We start from the raw sequence: 18,427 nt of genomic DNA on the forward strand, positions 1-18,427 counted from the left end.
GCCATTTTGTCACACTTCTTTTCGACGCCCCTCCGCACGACACGCCAAGCCTCAAGAATCACTTGAGACTTTAACTTGCACTACACTTCACTGGAGTAACCTTTATCCCTATAGCCACAGGAGTTAAAACGTGCAACAGCGGAAGCGCCTGAATGGGCAATCCTCCAGGATGCGCCCTCTGATGGCTGCGGTGATGTCCGTGGCCCTCGTTGTCGCCGGAGCGTTCGGCGGCAACCACATTGTCCAGGTCCAGTCGGCGGCACCGGCGCAGATGGACGTCTATAACGCCAGCGAGTCCTTCGCCAAGGGTGCAAATATCACCGTGGATGACGCAGCGGTGCGCACCCAGGGTGAGGAGACCGAGGAGCGTCGTGTGGTCAAGGAGTTCACCCGCGACCGCGAGTTCACGCTGTTTGGCCTGACGTGGAAGGGCGACCGCGACATCGTCGCCTACGTGCGTGCCCAGCGTGCCGACGGCAGCTGGACGGAGTGGTTCGAGATGGATCCGCTCGATGCAGCACCCGGCACCGACACGTTTGGCACCGAGCCGATCTTCGTGGAGCCGACGAAGCGTGTTCAGGTCTCCACGGGCAACGTTGACCTCCTGGAAAACGGCCGCAAGGGCTCGACCGCACCGAATGCGGCCACCGACATCCAGGCCGTCTTTATCGACGGCGGCACCGGCACCACCAACGGCACCATCAAGCCAGTCGTCGACTCCTACACCTACGGGATGCCAAAGGTCATCACGCGCGCGCAGTGGGGCGCTGGCAAGAACAGCAACCCGACATACACCGCGCCGGTCACGGCCGCGACGGTCCACCACACCGCTGGCTCCAACAACTACACCGAGGCGCAGGCGCCGGGCATCGTGCGTGGCATCTGGAACTACCACACCTACACCCTGGGCTGGGGCGATGTGGGCTACAACGCCATGGTCGATAAGTACGGCAACATCTACGAGGGCCGGTACGGCGGGCTCGACCGCGCGGTCCAGGGCGCGCACGTGGGTGGCTTCAACCAGAACACCTGGGGCGTGTCCGTGCTGGGCAACTACCAGACCGCGGTGCCGACGCAGGCGTCGCTGCAGGCGCTGGGCGACATCATCGGCTGGAAGGCTGCTGTCTCCGGGTTCGACCCGATGGGCTCGAGCTACCACTACGCCGACTTCGATTTCAAGGGCAGCAAGTATCGCGCTGGCCAGGGCGGGATGTTCCCGAACATCAACGCGCACCGGGACTTCCACTACAACGAGTGCCCAGGTCAGAACTTGTACAACCAGATGGGCACGGTGCGCACCATCGCGAACACGAAGTACCGCGCGCTGAAGAACTCCTCCGAGTTCACCCCTCCTGGCGACTACACGGGACCGGTCACCGACACCACGGTCGGCGACCTGCTCGACGCACTGGGCTCCGGTAAGAAGGAATCGGACACCGTCACGAACCCTGACGGCACCACGACCCAGGTGACCAACTCGGGCTCCTCCGACAACATTTCCCTGTCAGGTATTGCCTCGGGTGACGCAGTGGCGATCGCAGCGGCCGTCGGCACCTTGGCTGGCCTGATCTTCCTGTACGCGAAGGCGAACGACCTGCTGCCGGGAGGCATCCAGAACCTCGCAGGTGTGGAGATCGCTCCGGGGCTGACGCTGCAGCAAATCGCCCCGTACATCGAGCCGATGCTGAAGTTCGCTGGCCAGAACGACCTGGCTGCGGTGTGGAAGCAGTTCGAGCCGACGCTCGGCGCCGTCATCGGTGGCGTCGGCGGCGTGGGCGGCAACGACTTCGGCTTCTTCCAGAACGGCATCGCCGTGCGCAACGCGAAGGGCGAAGCGTTCACGATGTTCACGAAGATCGCGAACGCCTGGCTCCAGCAAGGTCTCGACGCCGGCCCGCTCGGCCTGCCGGTCAACTCCGAGCACCCGATTGGCGACGGCCTCTTCCGCGTCGACTTCCAAGGCGGCGACATCACGTACAACCAGCACACCAACACCATCAACATTGGCGTGCACTAGCAACGGCTAGCGGCTAGGCAAGGTTATAGGAACGGCGTACCGCATCTTCCCACGCGGCGACAAGCACTTCGCGAGTCGCCGCGTTTGCCGTATCTTCCCAGGTTGTGGGCGTGCCGAGGGAAAGTGGAGCGTCGAGAAGCCCGGCGCCCATCCCCGCCGCCGAGGCCGCGCCCATGACGGTGGTTTCGATGTTGCCGGGGCGCACGACGCGGGTGCCCAGGATGTCGGCCTGCATCTGCATGAGGAGGTCGTTGGAGGTCATGCCGCCGTCGACGCGCAGCTCGCGCAGTTCGACGCCCATCGCTTCGACGACCTCGCGGGTCTGTAGGCATGTTGCTTCGAGGGCGGCGCGCGCGATGTGGCGGCGGTCCACGAAGCGGGTCAGACCGGTGATGACGCCGCGGGCGTCCGGGCGCCAGCGCGGCGCGAACAGCCCGGAGAACGCAGGCACGATGACGACACCGCCGCTGTCCTGGACCTCGCTGGCGAGTTTCTCGGATTCGGCGGCGGTGCGCAGGATCCCGAGCTGGTCGCGAAGCCACTGGATGAGCGATCCGCCCACCGCGACGGAGCCCTCCAGGGCGTAGACGGCGGGCTGCCCGGCGCACTGGTAGGCAACGGTGCTGAGCATGCCGGTCTCGCTGAAGGTGGGCGTGGTGCCGGTGTTGAGCAGCATGAACAGGCCGGTGCCGTAGGTCATCTTCGCAGCACCCTCTTCGAGGCCGCCTTGGCCGAAGAGCGCCGACTGCTGGTCGCCGAGCACGCCGCAAATGGGCACGTTGGCCAGCGGACCCTGGTTGCGGACCTGGCCGAAGTCGCCGACGGATGGGCGGATTTCCGGCAGGATTTCGGGCGGCACGCCGATGGCCTCGCACAGGGCGGGGTCCCACTGGAGGGTCTCCAGGTCCATCAGGAGGGTGCGGCTGGCGTTGGTCACGTCGGTGACGTGCAGCGCGTTGTCAGGGTCGCGCTGGCCGCCGGTGAGGTTCCAGATCAGCCAGGTATCCATGGTGCCGGCGAGCAGCTCGCCGCGGGCGGCGCGCTCGCGGGCGCCGTCGACGTGGTCGAGGATCCAGGCCCACTTTGGCCCGGCCGGATACGAGTTGCGTAGCAGCCCGGTGGTGGCCTGGAACTCGGTGGCGTCGCCGTCGTAGGAAGTGCGGGTGTCCTGCCACACGATGGCGTTGTAGATGGGTTTACCGGTTGCGCGCTCCCAGATGACGGCGGTTTCACGCTGGTTGGTCAGGCCCAAAGTGGCGATGGCGGCTTCGTCGATATCTGCGCTGGCCACGGCGTCGCTCATGGCGCGGCGCGTGTTGCGCCAGATCTCGAGTGGGTCGTGCTCGACCCAGCCTTCGCGCGGCAGGATCTGCCGGTGCTCGAACTGCGCCTGCGCGATCACCTTGCCGCCCGTAGTGGCGACTACGAACCGGGTTGATGTTGTGCCTTGATCAATAGCCGCCAGCAACGTCATGAGTTAAAACCAGTGCTCCAGTACTTGTGCCACGCCGTCTTCATCATTCGTTGCGGTCACAATATCAGCGGCGTCCTTCACCGCGTCCGTCGCGTTGCCCATGGCAACGCCCATGCCGGCCCACGCCAGCATCTCAACATCGTTTTGCATGTCGCCGAACGCCACCACCTGAGACGGGTCGATCCCGTATTGGGCCGCCAGGTAGGAAACACCTGCCGCCTTGGTCACGCCGGGGCGCGAGAACTCGAGCAGCCCCTCCTCCATGGAGTAGGTCACGTGCGCGATGTCCTGGTCGATCTCGGGGGCGATCATGTCGAACATCTCTGCCGCCATCAGGTCCGGGCAGCGCACGAGCAGCTTCGCCGCAGGTTCTGCCAGCAGCTCCTCGACGTGGACGACGCCGAAGCGGGCGTCCCAGGCGTCCGGGTTGTACTCCGGCGTGATCAGGAAGCACTCTTCCTCCGGGTCGAGCGCGCTCTGGCTCAGCCGTTCCACCCCGTAGCCCACGGTCACGTCGGCTTCCCCCATCACCTTTTCGACGACCTCCACGGTCTCCTGCATACTCTCCGGGGACAGCGCGAAGGATTTCACCACTTCGTCGTGTTCTGGGTCGTAGATGACGGCGCCGTTGGCGGCCACACAGACCGGCTCGAACGGCAGCTGCTCGAGCACCGGCAGCAGCCAGCGGTGGGGGCGCCCGGTGGCCAGCCCGAACTTGGTTCCGCCGCGCACAGCCCGCGCGACGACCTCCAACAGGCGCGGCGTCACCCGCCCGTAGGAGTTGAGGAATGTGCCATCGATGTCACTGATGATCAGGCTGGGGGCGTTCATGTTATTTCCCTTTCTTTGCCTCGCGTTCTTTTCGGCGAATTTCGGCTGCTTCTTCAAGAGTCGGTGCGCTCCCTCCGAGCGAGGCCGGCATCCATGGCTCGCCGGGCTCAAATGGGCCGAAGCGCGTGTCGTACTCGGCGCGGGTGGTCTCCAGCATGGCTTCCATCGCTGCCTTGAGCCTACCCGTGGCTTCTTCAACGGTGCCGTCGACAGCAACGGGTTCCCCGTAGCGGATGATGACCGGAATGCCCGAGCGTCCGAGCCGTTTCGGCTGGTCTTTGGTCCACAGGCGCTGGGAGCCCCAGATCACGCAGGGCACGAGCGGCACTCCGGCCTGGCGAGCGATGCGCACGGCGCCCGTCTTAAAGTCCGCAATCTCGAAGGAGCGCGAAATCGTGCCCTCCGGGAAGATGCCGACGATCGCCCCTTCGCGCAGGGCGGCAACGGCGGCGTCGATAGCCCCGGCGCCCGCCGAGCGGTCCACAGGGACGTGTCCCATGTTGCGCAGCAGCCACCGCAGCACCGGAATGCCGAAGACTTCCTTCTTCGCCATGAACCGCACCAGGCGCTCCCCGCGCAGGTACGGGCCAATGCCCGCCAGCATGAAGTCAAGGTAGCCGGTGTGGTTGATCGCCAGCATCGCCCCGCCGTCCAGCGGGACGTGCTCGAGGCCGTGGACCGTCGCCTTCGTCCCGGCGAACCGGAAGTAGCGCTTTGCCGCGCGCACAATCCGCTGGTAGAAGCGGTTCTGCATATCACCGCTGTGCGGCCGCGGGGCGGTATAGCCGTCTGCTACTTCAAACAGTCCATCAATCGTGCGCATTAGGGAACCAGTACGTCCTTCCCAACCCACGGGCGCAGCGCCTCAGGCACCTTGACCGAGCCGTCGGCCTGCTGATTGTTCTCGAGGATTGCGACGAGCCAGCGCGTCGTCGCGAGCGTGCCGTTCAAGGTGGCGGCGGTCTGGGTCTTGCCGTTCTCGTCGCGGTAGCGGATGGACAGGCGGCGCGCCTGGAACGTGGTGCAGTTCGAGGTCGACGTCAGCTCGCGGTACGTATCTTGCGACGGCACCCACGCCTCGGTGTCGAACTTGCGTGCAGCGGACGAGCCGAGGTCACCAGCGGCGACGTCGATAATGCGGTACGGCACCTCGACTGCGGCGAGCATCTCGCGCTCGAGTCCGAGCAGCTTCTGGTGCATCTCTTCGGCGTCCTCAGGCTTGCAGTACGCGAACATCTCCAGCTTGTCGAACTGGTGGACGCGCAGGATGCCGCGGGTGTCCTTGCCGTAGGAGCCGGCCTCGCGGCGGAAGCAACTGGACCAGCCGGCGTAGAGCAGCGGGCCGTCCGAGAGGTCAATAATTTCGTCGGTGTGGTAGCCGGCCAGCGCCACCTCGGAGGTGCCAACCAGGTAGAGGTCGTCGCGCTCGAGGTAGTAGATCTCCTCATCGTGCTCGTCGAGGAAGCCGGTGCCCTGCATGACGTCGGGGCGGACCAGAACCGGCGGGATCATGACCTTGAAGCCGGCCTCGCGGGCCTTCTGCGCGGCGAGCATCATCATGCCCAGCTGCATCCAGGCGCCGTCGCCGACCAGGTAGTAGAAGCGTGCGCCGCCAACCTTGGTGCCACGCTTCATGTCAATAATGCCGAGGTTCTCACCCAGCTCGAGGTGGTCCTTCACCTCAAAGTCGAAGGTCGGGACCTCGCCGACGTGCTCGAGGACCACGAAGTCCTCCTCGCCGCCAGCCGGTGCGCCCTGGATCGGGTTCGGGATCTTGTACTGCAGGTCCTGCACGGCCTGCTCGGCCTCAGCCTGCTTGGTCTCGGCGGCCTTGACCTTCGCCTTGAGTTCGTTCGAGCCCTCGAGCAGCACTGGGCGCTCCTCCGGGGAGGCCTGGCCAATCTTCTTGCCGAAGGCCTTCTGTTCCGCACGCAGCTCATCTGCTGCCTGGATTGCCTCGCGGCGCTGCTCGTCGGCCGCTAGCAGCTGATCGACGAGGGAGGGATCCTCGCCACGGGCGGTTTGGGACTCTCGGACGTCGTTTGCATGTTCGCGCAGAAATTTCAGATCAATCACGCCCACAACTCTACCCGGTTCCGCCCCTCGATACGCCACCTGCACCACCGCCCCGCTCTGGTAATAACCAGTGCGCTATGGTGGGGGTATGTCCACGCCCGAGCAGCCCCCCACCGAAATCCAGGAAGGCCCCCTCCCGAAACACGCGCAGCTACGCATCATCCTCGAAGAGTACTGCCGCAACGAACTGTCCCCCGGAGACCCGCTGCCCGGCGAACGCGCCCTCGAGGAGACCTACCGGGTCTCCCGGATCACGGTGCGACGCGCGATCGGGGACCTCGTCGCCCAGGGCAAGCTCCGCCGGGTCCGGGGCAAAGGCACGTTCGTGGCGCCGAGCCCGCTGGTGAGCAAGCTGCAGCTGGCCAGTTTCTCTGAGGAGATGCAGGCGCAGGGCGTAGTGGCGTCGTCAAATATTTTGCTGTCGGAGCGAGCAGTCGCACCGCGAGAGGTCGCCGAGTACTTCGGCACCTCGCCGCACGCTGAGCACATTCACCTGCGTCGCCTCCGGCTTGGCGACGCCCAACCCTACGCCGTCGACGACGGCTGGTACAACGGCGAGCTCGTCCCTGACCTGCTGGAACATGAACTGCAGGCGTCGGTGTACGAGGTACTCGATAAGCGTTACAACCTCGGCATCACCAAAGCTGAGCAGACCGTGACCGCCGTGAATGCCGGCGCGACCGTCGCCCCGCTGCTCGACGTGCCAGCGAACCGCGCGCTGCTGCGAATCGTGCGCTATGCGCAAAGCCATGGCACACGTGTGGAATACTGTGCCAGTGTGTACCGGACGGATCGTTATAGTCTGCTCACACAGGTACTGCGCAACCTCGAGGGATAGGAAATGCACATGGCTAGCAGGACAACAGCGCTGCGCGGCTTTCTCGTCGCGCTGCTCGCGGGTGCAGTCGGCTTCGGCTCCTACACCTACAACGCGTCGCCCGCGCCGCAAGGCGGCACTGATTCATCTGGGGTATCGACGTCCACTCCGAAGCGACAGAGCAAGAACAAGCCAGCGCCGTTCACCACGGCGGACCAAGGCGCCTGCCTGACCTGGGAAGCCGATGCCGAGGGCCACATCACCGCCTTCGAGCAAACCGACTGCGCACTCGAGCACCGCTTTGAAATCTCCGCGCGCGAGGACCTGGCCACCTATCCCACCTCCGAGTTCGGGCCGTCTGCGCCGATGCCGAACCAGACCCGCCAGGCGCAGCTGCGCGAGGAGCTGTGCGGAGGAGCAACCCTGCGCTACCTCAACGGCGCCTTCGACCCGAACGGGCGCTACTCGATCGCGCCGATCCTGCCGCCCGCGGCCGCGTGGGAAGAGGGTGACCGCACCATGCTGTGCGGCCTGCAGGAAACCGACCGCGACGGCACCCCAATCCTGACCACGGGCCGCGTGTCCGAGCAGGACCAGGCGCGCACCTTTAATCCCGGGGAGTGCGTGGCCATCGACGGCACCTCCAGCCTGAGCAGCGTGGATTGCAACGAGCCACACCAGATGGAGATCACCAGCACGGTGGACCTCGCACCAGTTTTCCCCGACCGCACCCCGAGCATCGAGGAGCAGGACAACCACCTGCGCGACGTATGCACCGACGCCGCCCAGAAGTACATGGGCGCGGAGGAAAACCTCTACCAGATCGCGCTACAGCCGTTCTGGACCACACAGAAGCCGTCCGCGTGGGAGGGCGGCTCGCACAGCGTGAACTGCGCGCTGGTCTTTTCGAATCCGGAGGGGCAGTTCGCTACCCTGACCGGGTCCGCGACCGCCGGGCGCGAAGTGCTCAAGATCGACGGCAACCCGCCACCGGAGCGCCCGGAGCGCCGCCCGCTTCGGGAGGAGCAGCCCCGACCATGATGGAGCCGGTCAGCCAGGACGCCTTCGAGGAGATGATTAATGACGCCCTGGACACCATCCCCGAGGAGTTCGCCCGCCACATGACGAACATGGTGGTGCTGGCCCGCGACTTCAACCCGGACGAACCCACGCTGCTGGGCCTGTTCGAGGGCATCCCACTTACTGAGCAGCACTCAAACCACAGCGGGTTCCTGCCGGACGCGGTATTCGTGTACAAGGACGCACTCGAGGCGATGTGCCGCGATGAAGAAGAACTGCGCCACGAGGTAAAGGTGACCGTCCTCCACGAGGTCGGCCACTACTTCGGGCTCGAGGAGCACGAGCTGCACGAACTCGGCTGGGGTTAGCCGAAGCTATCCCTGCTTAGCGCAGCCCGTCTACCCAGGACTGGGCCTCTGCGAGGCGCGGGTTACCACTCGGCCAGGTTGCCTGCTGCGCGCACGGCCACGAACCCAGATACGTAATCTGCGAGGACCGCAGGTACACAGCCCGTAACGCCTCCGCCACGGCGGTGTCGTCGATATGCCCCACGATGTCCACGTGGAAGGAGTACGTGTTCGGCTCCTTGCGTGTTGGGCGTGACTCAATACGGGAAAGGTGCACGCCGCGGAACGCGAACTCCTGCAACGCCGCCACCAGCGTGCCAGGCTCGTTCGGGGTCTGGAACACGATCGACGTCCTGTCGTTGCCTGTGCGCGGCGTTGGTTTCCCGGACGGACCAACCAGCACAAAGCGCGTCCGCGCCGTGGACAAGTCGGCCACGCTGCGCGCGTGCACCTCGAGTCCGAGCAGCTCCGCCGCGCGCTCCGGGGCCGCGGCCACGTCCGCCTCACCCTCAGCGACGAGCTGCGCTGCCGCGCCGTTCGATGTCGCCGGGTGGAAGGTCGCGTTCGGGGCGTGCTCGGCCATCCAGCGCTTGACCTGCTGGTAGGCCACGGGGTGGGTGGCGAAGCGGGTGGCGTCGACAAGTGAAGCACCGGGGCGCGTCATGATGGCGAAGGCGATCTCCAGCTCGGTCTCACCGTAAATCTGCACCCCGGGAGCCTCCGCCAGCGCATCCGTGGTCGCGGTGACCGCGCCGTCAACCGAGTTCTCCACCGCAACCACCGCGTAGTCCGCGTGCCCGGCGCGCACCTCGTTGAGCGCCTCCGCCGGGGAATCCACAGGCACAAGCTGTGCGTCGGGCAGATCAAAGTTCCAGACGGCCTGCTCCGTGAACGTTCCCGCCGGGCCGAGGTACGCAATCGTTGTCATGGGGCTACTGTAGCCTGCATGCACACTCGGTACCGCGTCGAAGTCCTCCTTGTGCTGGCCGTCACCTTCGGCGCCAGCGGGCTGCGCGCCGCGCTGCGTCTAGTCGACTCGCTGTTGCAGGCGCCCCTCAACGAGCAATCGACGACGCTCTACTCCCAGGCGAGCTCCATCGGCTGGCTCGACGTGGCGCTCCAGGCGGTCTCAGCCCTTTCGCTCATCGGGTGGGGCGGCCTGGCGTGGTATCTGCTGGGCACCGCATGGGTGGCGCCGAAGTGGCGCGACTGGCTGCGCGGCGCCGGGTTCGCGGCCCTTATCGGTATCCCGGGGCTGGCGCTCTACATCGGGGCGGTGCACTTCGGCTGGTCCAAGGTAGTCATCCCCACCACCGAGGCCGTCCAGATCCCCACCTCCCTCTTGTGGGCGTTCGCCAACGGGTTCGCCGAGGAAGTCGTGGTGGTGATGTACCTCTGCACCCGGCTGCGGCAGATGCGCTGGTCGGTACCCGCCACGATCGCCGCCTCCGCGATCCTGCGCGGCTCCTACCACCTCTACCAGGGGGTTTCCGCGGGCTTCGGCAACCTCGCGATGGGCGCCGTCTTCGCCTACTACTACCACCGCACCGGCAAAGTCTGGCCACTCATCCTCGCACACTTCCTTATCGACGCCGTCGCTTTTCTCGCCTACCCACTCCTGCCGTCTACACTGTTGCCATGAATACGCCGCATTCCAACGATCCCCGGGATAACCTCGAGGACTTCGTGCTTGGCAGGGACGGCCAACCGCTCGTGGACCGCTACGGACGCCCCATCCGGAAGCGTCGCCCGCAGCGGGAGCAGCAACGGCCCCCTGCCTGGCAGGAACGGCCAGCCATCCGGCCGGAGCGGCGCGAGCCGCAGGAAACACGACAGTACAACCCGCGCGACTACGAACCGCGCGAATACCGGCCGCGCCAGTACCCGGCGCAGCAACGTCCAGCGCAGCACAGGCCGCCGCAGCAGCGCCCGGAGCGCGAGCACGTCCCGATGCAGGTCACGCAGCGGCCACAGCGACCCCCACGGCAGCGCACGCAGCGGCGGAGGGGGCGTCGAAAAGGTGGCTGCGGCCGTCTGCTCGCCGCCCTCCTCGTGGTGCTGCTCGCCCTCACCTTCCTTGTCGACGCCCGACTCTCCCGCGTCGACGCCCTGCCCGCCGAGCGCATCGCGAACACCTCGGGCACGAACTGGCTGCTCGTCGGGTCCGACTCGCGCACGGGCCTGAGCGAGGAGGACGCGGCGCGCCTCGGCACCGGCGGCGACCTGGGCACCACCCGCACCGACACGATCATGCTGCTGCACCTGCCGCTGTTCGGGAAGGCGACGCTGGTGTCCATCCCGCGCGACTCCTATGTGGCCGTGCCCGGCTACGGGCAGGAAAAGATCAACGCGGCGTTCGCCTACGGCGGCCCGCAGCTGCTCATCCAGACCGTTGAGCAGGCCACTGGCCTGCGTGTGGACCGCTACGCGGAAATCGGCATGGGTGGGTTGGCAAACATCGTCGACGCCGTCGGCGGCGTAGAAATCTGCGTGGCGGAGCCCATCCAGGACCCGCTGGCCAACCTGTTCGTCGAGCCCGGCTGCCAAACGATGGACGGCGCGACCGGCCTTGGGTACGTGCGCACCCGCGCCACCGCCCAGGGCGACCTGGACCGCGTCGGGCGCCAGCGCGAGTTCCTCGGCGCCCTGACCAGCCGCATCCTCTCTCCCGGCGTGCTGCTCAACCCGTTCCGGGCGCTGCCACTGCTGTGGACCGCCCCGGCCATGTTCACCGTGGGCAGCAAGGACCACGTATGGAACCTGGCCCGCATCGGGCTGGCGTTCAGCATGGGTCTGAACACGGAAACCATCCCGGTGGGCGGGTTTATGGACGCGGACGTCGGCAACGTGATCCTGTGGGACGAGGTCGCTGCCGAGCAGCTCTTCTCGTCACTCAGGTAGGCCCCCGAATAGCCCCCGTGTAGCCCGGTCGCCCTCTGTTTAGATGGTGACCTGGCGGGACTTGATGTTGTCCAGCTGCTTGCGCTCGTCGGCGCTGAGCTGGGCCTCGTTCGCGTACTCGGCCTCGATGGCCTTGTTCAGCGCCACCAACGCATCCGCGTAGGACGCAGGCTCCACCGCCGGGTCCAGGTCCCACACCGGGACCACAACACCATGGGTGCGGAACGCGCCAGCGAACTTCGTGCCTTCACCCAGGTTGAGCTCACCGCGCGCCGCGATGCGCGCCAGCGCCGAGAGCATCTGGCTCTCGTTATCCTCGGTGCGCACCCAGCGGATGTGGGCCTTGCCGCCGCCCGGGTTGACCCACCACACGGCGCCCGGCGCGTCCGACTTGACCTCGACGGACGGGATGACGGCGTCGTTCGCGGCCGCCATCGCCTGCTGAATCTGCGGCGGAACCTGGGCATCCTCCGGGAACCACCAGGAGAAGTCGTCGTAGGAGGTGACGTCCAAGGCGGCGTCAACCGGGAAGATGTCCTTCAGGGTCGGCTGCTGGCCGTCGGCCGCGGTGGACTGGAGCTGCTCGCCCTCCTTGGCACTCAGCACCCAGTTCAGGGCGTACGCGAGGTCACGGCCCGGGTTCTGGGAGTGCGCAGCAACCTGCAGCGCGACCAGGCGCTCGCCGCCCTCGCGCACCATCGCCGCAACGGCGCCTGGCAGCACCGTCACCAGCTGCACCGGGGTGTCCTTCACGATCACCTGCGCGGTCGCGGACGGCACGAACTCCTGCAGCGCCACCAACTCGGCCTCAGCGGCCAGGCCCTCGTACGGGCGTGGGTCCTTCTGCAGCGCCTCGCGCTCAGCGGCGCGGGCAGCGAGTTTCGCCTGGCGGCGGCTCATTCCCTCTGGGAGATTCTCTTGCTTTCTACGGTTCTTTTTAGCCATAGACACACATCGTACAGGCGCTACAGCAGCCCTGCGTACGTCTGCAGCGCCAACTGTGGGTGGTCGGTCGCGATCGCATCGATGCCGTGTTCGGCACACCACCGCATATCCTTCGGGTCGTTGACCGTCCACACGTACGTCGGGCATCCATACTTGCCGATCAGCTCCGGGCGCCGCTGCACATGCGCCAACCCCGGCCCAATCCCGTACGGGCTCGAAAGCATCACGGACTTCGGGTTCCACTTCGCTTCACGCAGCCGGAACAGGTAATACGTGAGCAGGTCCGGCGCCATCCGCGTGAAATACCGCACCGCCTTATGCGAGAAGGAAATGATTGTGACCTGCTCCGAATCCAGCATGCCCGCGTACGCCAGCGCCCGAAATGTCGCCTCGTCCACCTCGGGGCCGTAGCGCGTCGGGTGCTTCGTCTCAATATAAAGGTGCTTGTCCGGGTAGTCCTGCAGCAGCTCGAGCAGCTCTTCGAGCAGCATCACCTGCTGCGGGCACTCCTTCGTGCCGCAGTTCAGCTCGCGCAGGTCGCAGAAGTCCATCGTGGACACGCGCCCCATCCCGTCCGTCGTGCGGTCCACCAGTCCGTCATGGAACACCACCAGCCGCCCGTCGCGCGTCAGCCGCACATCGCACTCCACGCCGTGAATCGGCAGCTTCAGGCCAGCCTCGAACGCCAGGTGCGTCGACTCCGGGTACATCGCCGAGAATCCACGATGCGCCACAATCTTCGGCAACATTAGATTCCACACTCCACGCCGGTCGAGTGGTGCGGGCAGTACCCGTTCGGCACCTTGTGCAGATACTGCTGGTGCTCATCCTCCGCCAAGTAATAATCGACGCCCCACCCCACCTCAGTCGTAATTGGGGCAAAGCCGGCGTCGACAAGCTGCTCACCGTAGTGCGCAACCCACCCTTTGATGTCCTGCGCCTCGTGCTCCGTGTCGGTGAAGAACGCCGAGCGGTACTGCGTCCCCACATCATTGCCCTGACGGAAACCCTGCGTCGGGTCGTGCACCTCAAGCGCCGCACGCACCAACTCCTTCAACGAGACGCGCTCCGGGTCGTAGACCACCTCCACCAGCTCAACGTGGTTCGTCTGCCCACTGCACACCTCCCGATACGTCGGGTTCGGCGTCACGCCCCCGCCATACCCAACCGACGTCGACTCCACCCCCTCCATCTGCCAAAACATCTTCTCAGCACCCCAAAAACACCCAATACCCACCAGCAAGCGGCGCTGGCCCTCGCGCCACGGACCAGTAATCGGCGTCCCCAACACAGCATGCGGACGCGGATGCGCCAACACCGGCTCATCACGACCCGGCAACGTGCGATCTTCAGGAACCAGCTTCGGCTCCGGTGCAAACAAGAAACCCATAAAAATCAGCGTACGCCATTGCGGGAATGTGATTCTTGTCTATTATGGGGCACGTCACCAACCCCAAACGAAAGGAACTGACAATGGCTGTTTACGAACTTCCAGAGCTCCCATACGCATACGACGCACTCGAGCCACATATCTCGGCCGAGATTATGGAGCTGCACCACGACAAGCACCACGCGAACTACGTCGCTGGCGCAAACGCCGCCCTCGAGGCCCTCGAAGCAGAGCGCAACGGCGACGCCAACCCGGACAAGCTGCGTGCACTGTCCAAGAACCTGGCATTTAACCTGGGTGGCCACACCAACCACTCCATCTTCTGGAAGAACATGGCACCGAACGCAGGCGGCGCACCAACCGGCGCAATCGCCGAGGCAATCGACCGCGACTTCGGTTCCTTCGAGAAGTTCCAGGCACACTTCTCCGGCGTTGCAACCAGCCTGCACGGCTCCGGCTGGGCAGTCCTGGGTTACGACCACATCGCAGGCCGCCTCATCATCGAGCAACTCACCGACCAGCAGGGCAACATCTCCGTTGACTTCACCCCACTGCTGATGCTCGACATGTGGGAGCACGCCTTCTACCTGCAGTACAAGAACGTCAAGGGCGATTACGTCAAGGCTTGGTGGAACGTTGTCAACTGGGACGACGTCAACGAGCGCTTCGCAGCGGCTTCCAAGTAAGTCGGTATAGACAACGCCATGTAATTCTGTTAGATTAAAGGCGCTCTCGCGAGGAGCGCTTTACATGGCCACCCGCCGTGTTTCATACAGGGGTATGAAACACGGCGGGTTTATCTGTATTCACGACGAGTCCGTTGAAGGAACCAGGACCCACTAGGAATATTAGGGTAGGCTAACCTGCCGCGCAAGAGGGGGTAGGGAGCGGGGTTAGCTGGGCCTGTTCCCTGTTTCGGCGGTTCTGCGTTCCGGTCGACCTGCTCCGGTCGACCGATGCAGGTCACGGCGTTTTCGGTCATTTTGGTACGTTTTGTCGATTTTGCGCTGACCAGGGTTGGTCGACCGAAAGAGGTCGACGGGAGCGGTTTTCGGGTGGCCGTCTCACGACCTGCGCACCACATTCCACCACGCACACAAACCGACATGGGCTTTTACAAATCCGCCCACCAGAAAACAGGAATGTGGTGCAGCAATCTAGAACGCTCCTTGAGGTCCCCGCCACAAAGTGCCAGGATATGGAGCATGAAGAAAGGGAGCCCGGAGTATCGTCGCGCAACGATTGCGATGCTGCTCGCCGGGCTCGGAATCTTTAACGCCCTCTACGCCACCCAGGCGCTACTCCCCACCCTGGCGGAGGCGTTCGACGCTTCCCCGTCCACGACGGCGCTGACGGTGTCGGCGGCGACGGGAGGGTTGGCGCTGTGTGTGGTGCCGGCGTCGATACTTTCGGAGAAGTATGGGCGCGGACGCGTGCTGATCGTGTCGGCGCTGGTGGCAACGGGCATTGGGCTGTTATTGCCGCTGGCACAGTCGATGGAACAGCTGGTGCTCCTGCGCGCCCTGCAAGGCGTCGCGATCGCCGGCACCCCGGCCGTTGCGATGACCTGGCTCTCCGAGGAGCTCGACGCCAAGGACCTGCCCGGCGCGATGGGCTTGTACATCGCCGGCAACACAATCGGCGGGCTGACGGGTAGGTTGATCCCGACGGGGTTGCTGGCGGTCACGTCGTGGCGGTGGGCGCTCGCGGCCAGTAGCGTGACGGCGCTTGCACTGGCGATTGCAACGGCGATCCTGCTTCCTGCGCAGCGGAACTTCACGCCGAAGGCGAAGCTGCGGCCGGGTAATGAGTTCCGCGCGATGGTTCGGCACGCGAGGAACCCGCGGATTCTGGCGCTATGTGCGACGGCGTTCATCGGGATGGGAGTGTTCGTTTCCCTGTACAACTACCTGGGGTTCCGCGCGATTGACTACTTTGGCCTGCCGCCGTCGCTGGTGGGGCTGGCGTTTTTGCTGTACCTGTCGGGAACGTGGTCGGCGTCGCGTGCTGGTGCGCTGGTGGGCAAGTACGGTCGCGGGCACGTGGTGATTGGCGGGGCGTCGCTGATGGTTGCGGGGCTGGTACTGGCAGCGATACCGAACCTGGTGGCGCTGCTGGCCGGTCTGCTGGTGTTTACGGCGAGCTTCTTCGCGATGCACTCGACGGCTTCTGCGTGGGTGGGCATCATCGCGGAGCGCGACCGCGCGGAGGCGTCCAGCATGTACGTGTTCTGGTACTACATGGGGTCCTCTATGGTGGGGGCGGCGTCGGGCTGGGTGTACGAGCTGCTGCCTTGGGCCGGGTTCACGATGGTGCTGGCCTGCCTCGTTGTGGTGCTGGTGCTGATTACCGCGGCGGTGGCCCGCAACACTAGGCGTTAAAACACCAGGCGCTAAACCCCAAAGCTAGAGCAAAGGGATGCCGGGGGCGTCGGCGGCAAGGAATTCGCGGACGGCACGGGTGGCCCGGCAGTCGTCTTCGTTGTACTGCAGTAGGGTCTGTTTTGCGTCCTCGTCGCCGCGGACGGCGGCGAAGCGGCGGTCGATGGAGGCTTCGCCGTCCATGTCGTCGTCCTCCCAGTGGAAGCCGACGATGGGCCCGAGCACTTTCAGCCCCAGCCCGTCGGTGCCGACGAGGTGCTTGCGCACCGCCGCGAACACGTCGACCCATTCGTCGGAAGCGATGAACTCCTGGACTTCCTTGGCGTCGATGCTGGCGAAGCGCTGCGCGGACATGCGCAGCCAGTGGTTTTCGCCGGCGGCGGCGTAGCAGTAGGCGGCAAACGTTTTGCCTTCCGCGTGGGCTTGGGCACGCTGGTCGAGGAGCCAGCGCCAGAACGCACCGAAGTTGGCTTCCTCCGCGTCGCCGCCGACTTCCTCCCACGTCACGAACGGCCGGTAGCGCTCGCCGTCGAAGGTGCCCCACAGGTAGGCGCCTTGGTCCATGTAGGACTCCATGTCGATGTCGATCTCGACGTCCGCGCGGCGAATACCGATCGGTCCCGGTCTCCTGAGCAGGGGGATCCCGGCGCGCCAGGCTTCGGCGATGCGGGAAGGTTCGCCGAGCTGGGCGTCGATAAGCTGTTGGACCGTCGTGATGCCCTGGGCGCGGAAGCGGTCACCCTTGCCGCCGGGTAGCACCAGCGAGATGTCGTCGCGCGCCTCGAGCTCAGGCAGGCACAGTGGCCAGAACCTGCAGGTGGCGCACTGTTTGTAGCGGGTTGGGTGCTCGGGCGTGGGCTCGGCGAGCGCGAGCAGCAGCGGCGCGACATACTTTTCGACGTCCACTCCGTACGCCAGCGACCTATCCTGCCCAATGACGCCGCCGCGGCCCGCGGAGCGCTCCCCGAGCAGGAGGTGCGCCATGGCTAGCCGGTAGCCGTCGATGGTGTGGTGGCGGTACTTGCCCGCTACCCGCAGTGGTGCCCCCAGCCCGAGGCGCCCAACCGGCACGGCCTGCAGCGTCGAGGTCGGGTGCGTGCGCGCGACTCTGTGGTTCGAGATGATCACTGGCACGTACCCGTCGGCGGTGCGCACCAGGATGTCGACGTCCACCTCGACCGCCACCCCGGCGATGTCCCCATGGAGCGTCGCCCGCGTGATCAGGTGGGTGCCGCGGCGCATCAGGTCGAAGACGCCCTCGGTGGTGGCGTCCGCGGCGTCGGCGCGGGTGAAGAGGCGGCGCCGGCCGTCGCCAAGCGCTGGCTTAGTAGGCAGCTGGGCGAGTACCGCCTCCTGCACTGCGATGCGCTGCGGCAGGTGCGCCTCGGCCTCCTCGCGCGACGGGTAGTCCGGGAGCTGGCACCTCCGGCGGAACCGGAAGCGGCACCCCACAAGATCCGACGGCCGCATGCGTGTGCCATCCTGCTGCTTCGACGTACTCACAATGGGCAATATTCTACTAGGCGCAGTGGAGAAACAGGTAAGGTTGGTGTCCAAACGAACGCTGAAGCGTAAAGGAGTTAACTCGCATGGGACTGTTCAAATCCATCCGGAAAGCACGCACGAAGGCCAAGGCTGAGATTAAGGCCGCGCAGGCGCACGCCCGCAAGCTTGCCAAGGAGGAGGCGAAGCAGGACTTCCGCACCGCAAAGCTGCTGGACAAGGCCGAGAAGCGCCTGCTGAAGGCAGAGAAGCAGGGCCTGAAGCAGAAGCGCAAGCACGAGGAGCGGCTAGCGAAGGCACATCTGCAGCGCATTGAGGAGTCCGGCATTACGAAGAAGAAAGCCAAGCAGTGGCTCGGCGCGACCCGTCTGCTCCTGCCGGTGCTGTTGCCGCTGTTCTACAAGGGCTGGACGTCCTACCAGCAAAAGCAGGTGCAGCAGCGCGCGCAGAGCGTCGGCCTGTCCTCCCAGGAGGTCTCGCGCTTTTCTGAGCGCGGCGGGCAGCTGAAGTCGCGCGTCGACGCCCTCGAGGGCCAGGTCAAGACCGCCGAGCTGCCGAAGGGCTTCGCCACCGACGCGAAGGTCCGCCTCGCGGAGCTGCAGACCGCGGTGGAAAACGCCGAGCACATGAACCCGGTACAGCAGCGCCTGGCACACAACTCTATTGATGAAGACCTGCAGAAACTGTCCGCGGAAGTGCAGAAGAAACTTAATTAGTATTATCGG

General features: G+C 65.5%; 18 protein-coding genes. 9 read left to right on the plus strand and 9 right to left on the minus strand.

What is annotated here, in order from left to right; all coding sequences use genetic code 11:
- Positions 1-130 precede the first annotated feature (130 nt).
- Positions 131-2,017, plus strand: coding sequence for an N-acetylmuramoyl-L-alanine amidase (locus HMPREF3170_RS10980; RefSeq protein WP_070479681.1), 1,887 nt, complete (start codon positions 131-133; stop codon positions 2,015-2,017).
- 13 nt (positions 2,018-2,030) lie between these two features.
- Here HMPREF3170_RS10980 and glpK read toward each other — a convergent pair whose 3' ends face one another.
- The 4 genes from glpK to serS are packed head-to-tail and all read right to left on the minus strand — an operon-like array spanning position 2,031 to position 6,398.
- On the minus strand, positions 2,031-3,491 hold the full coding sequence (gene glpK / locus HMPREF3170_RS10985; RefSeq protein ID WP_070479682.1) for a glycerol kinase GlpK: 1,461 nt from the start codon (positions 3,489-3,491) through the stop codon (positions 2,031-2,033).
- Positions 3,492-3,494: 3 nt separating this feature from the next.
- Positions 3,495-4,322: a Cof-type HAD-IIB family hydrolase gene (locus HMPREF3170_RS10990; RefSeq protein ID WP_070479684.1), complete on the minus strand. Its 828-nt coding sequence runs from the start codon at positions 4,320-4,322 to the stop codon at positions 3,495-3,497.
- Between the two features lies 1 nt (position 4,323).
- A complete protein-coding gene (locus tag HMPREF3170_RS10995; protein WP_070479686.1) occupies positions 4,324-5,145 on the minus strand; it encodes a lysophospholipid acyltransferase family protein in 822 nt (273 codons plus the stop codon).
- Positions 5,145-6,398, minus strand: a complete 1,254-nt coding sequence (gene serS / locus HMPREF3170_RS11000; RefSeq protein ID WP_070479726.1) for a serine--tRNA ligase — start codon at positions 6,396-6,398, stop codon at positions 5,145-5,147. The genes HMPREF3170_RS10995 and serS overlap by 1 nt, the downstream gene beginning before the upstream one ends.
- Positions 6,399-6,486: 88 nt before the next feature.
- Between serS and HMPREF3170_RS11005 the strand changes: the two genes are divergently transcribed.
- Genes HMPREF3170_RS11005 through HMPREF3170_RS11015 form a run of 3 tightly spaced genes read left to right on the plus strand, consistent with a single transcriptional unit; the run spans position 6,487 to position 8,603 of the window.
- Entirely contained in the window at positions 6,487-7,236 is a 750-nt protein-coding gene (locus tag HMPREF3170_RS11005) for a GntR family transcriptional regulator (protein ID WP_070479687.1), read from the plus strand.
- A 3-nt stretch (positions 7,237-7,239) separates the two neighbouring features.
- Positions 7,240-8,256 carry a septum formation family protein gene (locus tag HMPREF3170_RS11010; protein WP_070479689.1) on the plus strand — a complete coding sequence of 339 codons (1,017 nt, stop codon included), beginning with the start codon at positions 7,240-7,242 and terminating at the stop codon, positions 8,254-8,256.
- The gene (locus tag HMPREF3170_RS11015; protein WP_070479728.1) at positions 8,256-8,603 is read left to right on the plus strand and encodes a metallopeptidase family protein; all 348 of its coding nucleotides are present in this window, start codon (positions 8,256-8,258) and stop codon (positions 8,601-8,603) included. Before HMPREF3170_RS11010 ends, HMPREF3170_RS11015 begins: the two co-directional genes overlap by 1 nt.
- A gap of 16 nt (positions 8,604-8,619) precedes the next feature.
- Here HMPREF3170_RS11015 and pheA read toward each other — a convergent pair whose 3' ends face one another.
- The gene (gene pheA / locus HMPREF3170_RS11020) at positions 8,620-9,510 is read right to left on the minus strand and encodes a prephenate dehydratase (RefSeq protein ID WP_070479729.1); all 891 of its coding nucleotides are present in this window, start codon (positions 9,508-9,510) and stop codon (positions 8,620-8,622) included.
- Positions 9,511-9,528: 18 nt separating this feature from the next.
- Here pheA and HMPREF3170_RS11025 point away from each other — a divergent pair, with 18 nt between their 5' ends.
- The gene (locus HMPREF3170_RS11025; RefSeq protein ID WP_070479691.1) at positions 9,529-10,224 is read left to right on the plus strand and encodes a CPBP family intramembrane glutamic endopeptidase; all 696 of its coding nucleotides are present in this window, start codon (positions 9,529-9,531) and stop codon (positions 10,222-10,224) included.
- Positions 10,221-11,483, plus strand: coding sequence for an LCP family glycopolymer transferase (locus HMPREF3170_RS11030; protein WP_083291000.1), 1,263 nt, complete (start codon positions 10,221-10,223; stop codon positions 11,481-11,483). Before HMPREF3170_RS11025 ends, HMPREF3170_RS11030 begins: the two co-directional genes overlap by 4 nt.
- 39 nt (positions 11,484-11,522) lie before the next feature.
- On the opposite strand, the gene HMPREF3170_RS11035 is transcribed toward HMPREF3170_RS11030, so the two are convergent.
- The 3 genes from HMPREF3170_RS11035 to msrA are packed head-to-tail and all read right to left on the minus strand — an operon-like array spanning position 11,523 to position 13,818.
- Positions 11,523-12,428, minus strand: a complete 906-nt coding sequence (locus HMPREF3170_RS11035) for a DUF5926 family protein (protein WP_070479692.1) — start codon at positions 12,426-12,428, stop codon at positions 11,523-11,525.
- Between the two features lie 20 nt (positions 12,429-12,448).
- Positions 12,449-13,177, minus strand: a complete 729-nt coding sequence (locus HMPREF3170_RS11040; protein ID WP_070479694.1) for a glycerophosphodiester phosphodiesterase family protein — start codon at positions 13,175-13,177, stop codon at positions 12,449-12,451.
- Positions 13,177-13,818 carry a peptide-methionine (S)-S-oxide reductase MsrA gene (gene msrA / locus HMPREF3170_RS11045; RefSeq protein WP_070479696.1) on the minus strand — a complete coding sequence of 214 codons (642 nt, stop codon included), beginning with the start codon at positions 13,816-13,818 and terminating at the stop codon, positions 13,177-13,179. The genes HMPREF3170_RS11040 and msrA overlap by 1 nt, the downstream gene beginning before the upstream one ends.
- 83 nt (positions 13,819-13,901) lie before the next feature.
- Here msrA and HMPREF3170_RS11050 point away from each other — a divergent pair, with 83 nt between their 5' ends.
- Positions 13,902-14,504, plus strand: a complete 603-nt coding sequence (locus HMPREF3170_RS11050) for a superoxide dismutase (protein ID WP_070361750.1) — start codon at positions 13,902-13,904, stop codon at positions 14,502-14,504.
- Positions 14,505-15,023: 519 nt separating this feature from the next.
- Positions 15,024-16,199 carry an MFS transporter gene (locus tag HMPREF3170_RS11055; protein ID WP_083291001.1) on the plus strand — a complete coding sequence of 392 codons (1,176 nt, stop codon included), beginning with the start codon at positions 15,024-15,026 and terminating at the stop codon, positions 16,197-16,199.
- A gap of 24 nt (positions 16,200-16,223) precedes the next feature.
- On the opposite strand, the gene HMPREF3170_RS11060 is transcribed toward HMPREF3170_RS11055, so the two are convergent.
- Complete coding sequence (locus HMPREF3170_RS11060) at positions 16,224-17,702, minus strand: TM0106 family RecB-like putative nuclease (protein WP_246814979.1); 1,479 nt, start codon at positions 17,700-17,702, stop codon at positions 16,224-16,226.
- Between the two features lie 86 nt (positions 17,703-17,788).
- Between HMPREF3170_RS11060 and HMPREF3170_RS11065 the strand changes: the two genes are divergently transcribed.
- On the plus strand, positions 17,789-18,418 hold the full coding sequence (locus HMPREF3170_RS11065; protein ID WP_070361747.1) for a DUF6474 family protein: 630 nt from the start codon (positions 17,789-17,791) through the stop codon (positions 18,416-18,418).
- The last annotated feature ends 9 nt before the right edge of the window (positions 18,419-18,427 follow it).

Origin of the sequence: Corynebacterium sp. HMSC08D02 (assembly GCF_001807505.1) — a bacterium.
Lineage (GTDB): Bacteria > Actinomycetota > Actinomycetes > Mycobacteriales > Mycobacteriaceae > Corynebacterium > Corynebacterium pseudogenitalium.

Coding starts and splice junctions, on each gene's coding strand:
- HMPREF3170_RS11035 (WP_070479692.1), bottom strand. CDS start 12,428: ATGGCTAAAAAGAACCGTAGAAAGCAAGAGAATCTCCCAGAGGGAATG.
- msrA (WP_070479696.1), bottom strand. CDS start 13,818: ATGGGTTTCTTGTTTGCACCGGAGCCGAAGCTGGTTCCTGAAGATCGC.
- HMPREF3170_RS11015 (WP_070479728.1), top strand. CDS start 8,256: ATGGAGCCGGTCAGCCAGGACGCCTTCGAGGAGATGATTAATGACGCC.
- HMPREF3170_RS11065 (WP_070361747.1), top strand. CDS start 17,789: ATGGGACTGTTCAAATCCATCCGGAAAGCACGCACGAAGGCCAAGGCT.
- HMPREF3170_RS11055 (WP_083291001.1), top strand. CDS start 15,024: ATGAAGAAAGGGAGCCCGGAGTATCGTCGCGCAACGATTGCGATGCTG.
- HMPREF3170_RS11010 (WP_070479689.1), top strand. CDS start 7,240: ATGCACATGGCTAGCAGGACAACAGCGCTGCGCGGCTTTCTCGTCGCG.
- HMPREF3170_RS11005 (WP_070479687.1), top strand. CDS start 6,487: ATGTCCACGCCCGAGCAGCCCCCCACCGAAATCCAGGAAGGCCCCCTC.
- HMPREF3170_RS10995 (WP_070479686.1), bottom strand. CDS start 5,145: ATGCGCACGATTGATGGACTGTTTGAAGTAGCAGACGGCTATACCGCC.
- HMPREF3170_RS11040 (WP_070479694.1), bottom strand. CDS start 13,177: ATGTTGCCGAAGATTGTGGCGCATCGTGGATTCTCGGCGATGTACCCG.
- glpK (WP_070479682.1), bottom strand. CDS start 3,491: ATGACGTTGCTGGCGGCTATTGATCAAGGCACAACATCAACCCGGTTC.
- HMPREF3170_RS11050 (WP_070361750.1), top strand. CDS start 13,902: ATGGCTGTTTACGAACTTCCAGAGCTCCCATACGCATACGACGCACTC.
- HMPREF3170_RS11025 (WP_070479691.1), top strand. CDS start 9,529: ATGCACACTCGGTACCGCGTCGAAGTCCTCCTTGTGCTGGCCGTCACC.
- HMPREF3170_RS10990 (WP_070479684.1), bottom strand. CDS start 4,322: ATGAACGCCCCCAGCCTGATCATCAGTGACATCGATGGCACATTCCTC.
- HMPREF3170_RS11030 (WP_083291000.1), top strand. CDS start 10,221: ATGAATACGCCGCATTCCAACGATCCCCGGGATAACCTCGAGGACTTC.
- pheA (WP_070479729.1), bottom strand. CDS start 9,510: ATGACAACGATTGCGTACCTCGGCCCGGCGGGAACGTTCACGGAGCAG.